The sequence below is a fragment of the Caballeronia sp. genome (assembly GCF_049581465.1).
In the GTDB taxonomy this organism is placed as follows: domain Bacteria; phylum Pseudomonadota; class Gammaproteobacteria; order Burkholderiales; family Burkholderiaceae; genus Caballeronia.
Map to the genome: position 1 here is coordinate 1 of NZ_JBAUSA010000127.1, position 3,892 is coordinate 3,892.

A 3,892-nucleotide genomic window follows, 5' to 3' on the forward strand; every position below is an offset into this window, starting at 1 on the left:
TTACGCAAATGCGCTGGAACATCATCAAGGTCATCACCGGGGCCGGGCCGCTATCGATTCGCGAGATTGCTCGGCGGGTAGACCGAGACGTTAAGGCCGTCCATAGGGATGTGCATGCGTTGCTGGACGCTGGAGTGATAGAGCGCAACGCCGAGGGCGCGATCGTATTTCCTTACGGGGCAGTACACGTTGATTTCATGCTGCAAGCCGCATAAGACGATTTCTCGGCATGATCTCTGGCTGCCAGAATGTTGAGCCGAAGATAACGAAGGGCTTTCGCGACACGATGTTGCTTACACTCGACCAAGGAAAAGAAGGCGCCGAGATTTGGCGCCTACAACTTGTGAATGTATAAGGTGCTGATCCGATGGGCGCCCGATTGACGCCTGATGAACCAGCAGCCCTACCACTCACGGACTGAGCTTCGAGATTTTCTGGCCCTGTAACCCTACTCCGGCCATCAACCCTTGCTGGCCATAAATGAACGCGTAGACGTCCGATTGCAGCGTCGTCGATGTCAATGACCGGGCCACTCCGGTATCGACGACGACTACGCTTGGACCCGCGCCAATCGACCAGCCGCCGCTCGTCTGCAGATAGTTGATTGCGGAATCGGTCGTGAGGAACATGGCTTCGTGAAACGACTGCGCGCCGGCTTGCAGACCGTACGAGACCGACGTTGCGTTGTAGTAGCCCATCACCTTTCCATCCGCGCCGAACATCACGCCGTTTCCTTCCTCGGCGCCAACGATCAAACCCGCCTTGAGTATCTCCGGAAATACAAGCACGGCCTTTGCCCGGGCCTGGAGCGCCTTCGCATTGGGCGTGGTGGCGTACAACTGCTGAAGCGCCGCGCGCGCCCTAGCCTCCAAGCCGGGGTCAACCGCGTTGGAAGGGGGGATTTGCGAAGTCGAACAGGAGGTCGCCAGCAACAACAGCAGGTTCGCCACGATGAGTCTGATGCATTTCGCCATGAGGTCAATTCCGCTTGCAGGTCGGCCATATCCGGTTGAATACAGCCTGGGTGATTTGTCGTGCGTTCGGTGCTGGTGTGTTTTATTTAAGGTAACGACTAAACGGACGCGGGGGTCTTCGGTTATTTGAAACGATGCTTAATAAACATATTCGGAATGCTAAATATGATTGTTGCAAATCGAGGTTTATTACCACGCATGGAGCCGACAAACTCGTTCAGTGCGTTTGCGATAGCGAGCCGAGTTAAAATTTTTATAGGGTGCGAGGTTATCTCAAGCATTGCCTTTTGGCAAAACATTAGGAGTGCGATAATTAATTGAATAAATGTCGCAATCTGTTTCGCAATTTCAATATTTCATACGCTGCGTAGATTCGGCTGAATTACGGATACGCTCCCCGGACCCAGCCTCAAGGCGACTACACAAACCGTGCAAAACTAGCCGTCCGTTGCGGATCGGCGATCGCGCGGTGCGCGGGCCGGCAGCAAGGGTTCGATGAGTGACCACAGTGCGTCGTATGATGGCCGGCGTCCCACATGTTGACGGTTGCGCGGCGGCCGAGCGTATTCAAGGACAGGGTTCGCGTCTTTGGCGCTGACGGAAACCCCAATGCTCAACGACAGGAACGAGTCCGTTCTTATCCCGCGCGTCCATTCAGAATAATCTGCATAGCTAAATAGCGCATCAAAAATAACACAACCGCATTTCAACAGCGGGAAGCGGAGAGCAGCTAGCCGTTTCCGCCATGAAAGAGAGTGAGTTTGTTCGACACGGAACTCACGCCGGGAACTGTCCGGGCAACTTGTTCGGCTTGATGGATCTGGCCACCGTCGCCAACGCTGCCGCTCAAGGTCACGGCGCCGCCGCGTGCGCGCACAAAGACATTCGACACATCGATCCCTTGCGCCTTTCCGAGCGCACGGCGAACCGCTTTTGCAAGCGCGCGGTCGGACGTTGACGTGGTCTTCGTACTATTGGCGTCCGCCGACGTGCCAGCGTTTGGCGCGACGTCGCTTGACTGAGCGTACGCAGAAAGCGCGACGCCCATGTAAGCCGTCAACAATAGAGCCCGTATTGCATTCGATTTCATGTTCGCCTCGACCAGAAGTGAGTCCACGTTGGCTAGATTACACCAGCCAGGCGTCGGTTGGTGCGCCACTGCCATCCCGTGCTAACCCGTCAGGCCAACGCGGCGGACTGACTGGTTCGACTCAAGACTGATGACTGAAGCCTATAGCCTCTAGCCAAGGAAAAGATTCGCGCTATGAGGGCTTGCGCACTGAATGACTTCCCTTTTGACGGTATCCCGTTCACATCATCGAACGCCATTCACAGCGGGGAACAATGGTGACAGAGCCGATCGAAACCGACTACCTGGTCGTCGGCACAGGTGCTACCGCCATGGCATTCGTCGACACATTACTCAGCGAGACTGACGCTCACGTTGTGATGGTCGACAAACATCACCGTCCAGGTGGCCACTGGAATGACGCCTATTCGTTCGTCGGCCTGCACCAGCCTTCAGCCTTTTACGGTGTGAACTCGCGAGAACTGAGCAGTTGGACCAAGGACAAGACCGGCCTGAACGAAGGTCTGTACGAGCTGGCGTCCGGCGCCGAGGTGCTGGCTCACTTCGATCAGGTCATGCGCCAGCGCTTTCTACCCTCCGGCCGCGTTCAATGGTTTCCAATGAGCGAATACCGTGTGGGGCCCGGTGGCACGCACCACTTCAAGTCGTTAGTAAACGGCGACAGCCGGCAGGTCATCGCGCGCGCGAAACTGGTGAATGCTACCCACGCGAGAACAGAGGTGCCTTCTACGCACGCACCTAAATACGAAGTTGCTTCGGGCGTCACCTGCATACCGTTGAACCGGCTACCCGAGGTCCAGCGCCCGCATGCCTGCTATACGGTCGTCGGCTCCGGCAAGACCGGAATGGACGCCTGCCTGTGGCTGCTGCAAAACGGTGTGGCCCCCGCGAACATCCGCTGGATCATGCCGCGTGACGCCTGGCTGCTGGACCGCGCCAACACTCAGCCCGGCGCAGAGAACTTCGAACGGTCCGTCAGCAGCAATATCGGTCAGTTCGAAGCCATCGCCGAGGCCACGTCGATACCCGATCTTTTTGCCAGGCTTGAAGAGCGCGGGCTGCTCATGCGCATCGACCGGGCGGTGACGCCGAGCGTGTATCGATGCGCTATTGTTTCGCAGGCCGAACTGGAACAACTTCGTCGCATTGAAGACATCGTGCGCCTGGGGCACCTGCGGTCGGTGCGTCCAACGCAAATCACCCTCGAACAGGGCTCGCTGACCGCGGATCCCGACACGCTCTACATCGACTGCTCTGCCCGCGCGATCCAGATGCCGCCGGCGCTACCGGTGTTCGATCGCGACCATATCAATTTGCTGATGGTGCGCTTTTGCCAGCCTGTCTTCAGCGCGGCCCTCATTGCGTACGTCGAAAGCCACATCAGCGACCCGGCCGAGAAGAACGCCCTGTGCACCCCGGTGCCCAGCCCCGAGCGCCCCATTGACTGGCTGCGCATGTGGGCGGCAACCATTGCCAACGCGGGGCGCTGGCGACATAACGAAGGCTTGAGCGCCTGGCTATCGCAGTGCCGGCTGAACAACCTCAACGCGATGTTGCGCGGCGTCAGACCGGACGACACAGCCAAGTTCGCGCTATTGCTTGAAAGCGGGGTCAAGGCGGCCGCCGCGGCAGCCAAGCTTCCAGCGCTGCTTGCGACCATCGCGTGAACCCCATGGAGACAGCTTTGGACGAACCCCGCCTCGATACCCTGCAAGTGGGCTCCCTGCGCATGCGTGTGGCCACGCAAGGTGCGGGTCCGCTTGTCCTGCTGTGCCATGGTTTCCCGGAGTCCTGGTGCTCCTGGCGGCACCAGATGGCCGCTCTGGCC

The 3,892-nt window shown here is 58.4% G+C and carries 4 protein-coding genes; 2 read left to right on the forward strand and 2 right to left on the reverse strand.

The window, feature by feature from the left end:
- The coding region (locus tag WCA53_RS03335; protein ID WP_423905449.1) for a winged helix-turn-helix transcriptional regulator at window positions 1-215 on the forward strand (215 nt) is incomplete at its 5' end.
- Between the two features lie 195 nt (window positions 216-410).
- On the opposite strand, the gene WCA53_RS03340 is transcribed toward WCA53_RS03335, so the two are convergent.
- Entirely contained in the window at window positions 411-974 is a 564-nt protein-coding gene (locus WCA53_RS03340) for a YSC84-related protein (RefSeq protein WP_423905451.1), read from the reverse strand.
- Between the two features lie 730 nt (window positions 975-1,704).
- Window positions 1,705-2,064 (reverse strand): BON domain-containing protein, encoded by a 360-nt coding sequence (locus WCA53_RS03345; RefSeq protein ID WP_423905452.1) that lies wholly within the window; start codon window positions 2,062-2,064, stop codon window positions 1,705-1,707.
- A gap of 254 nt (window positions 2,065-2,318) precedes the next feature.
- Between WCA53_RS03345 and WCA53_RS03350 the strand changes: the two genes are divergently transcribed.
- Window positions 2,319-3,731, forward strand: coding sequence for an NAD(P)-binding protein (locus WCA53_RS03350; RefSeq protein WP_423905454.1), 1,413 nt, complete (start codon window positions 2,319-2,321; stop codon window positions 3,729-3,731).
- The last annotated feature ends 161 nt before the right edge of the window (window positions 3,732-3,892 follow it).

Bases quoted from the DNA above. Each gene is read 5' to 3' on its own strand.
- WCA53_RS03340 (WP_423905451.1), bottom strand. From the start codon at position 974: ATGGCGAAATGCATCAGACTCATCGTGGCGAACCTGCTGTTGTTGCTG.
- WCA53_RS03345 (WP_423905452.1), bottom strand. From the start codon at position 2,064: ATGAAATCGAATGCAATACGGGCTCTATTGTTGACGGCTTACATGGGC.
- WCA53_RS03350 (WP_423905454.1), top strand. From the start codon at position 2,319: ATGGTGACAGAGCCGATCGAAACCGACTACCTGGTCGTCGGCACAGGT.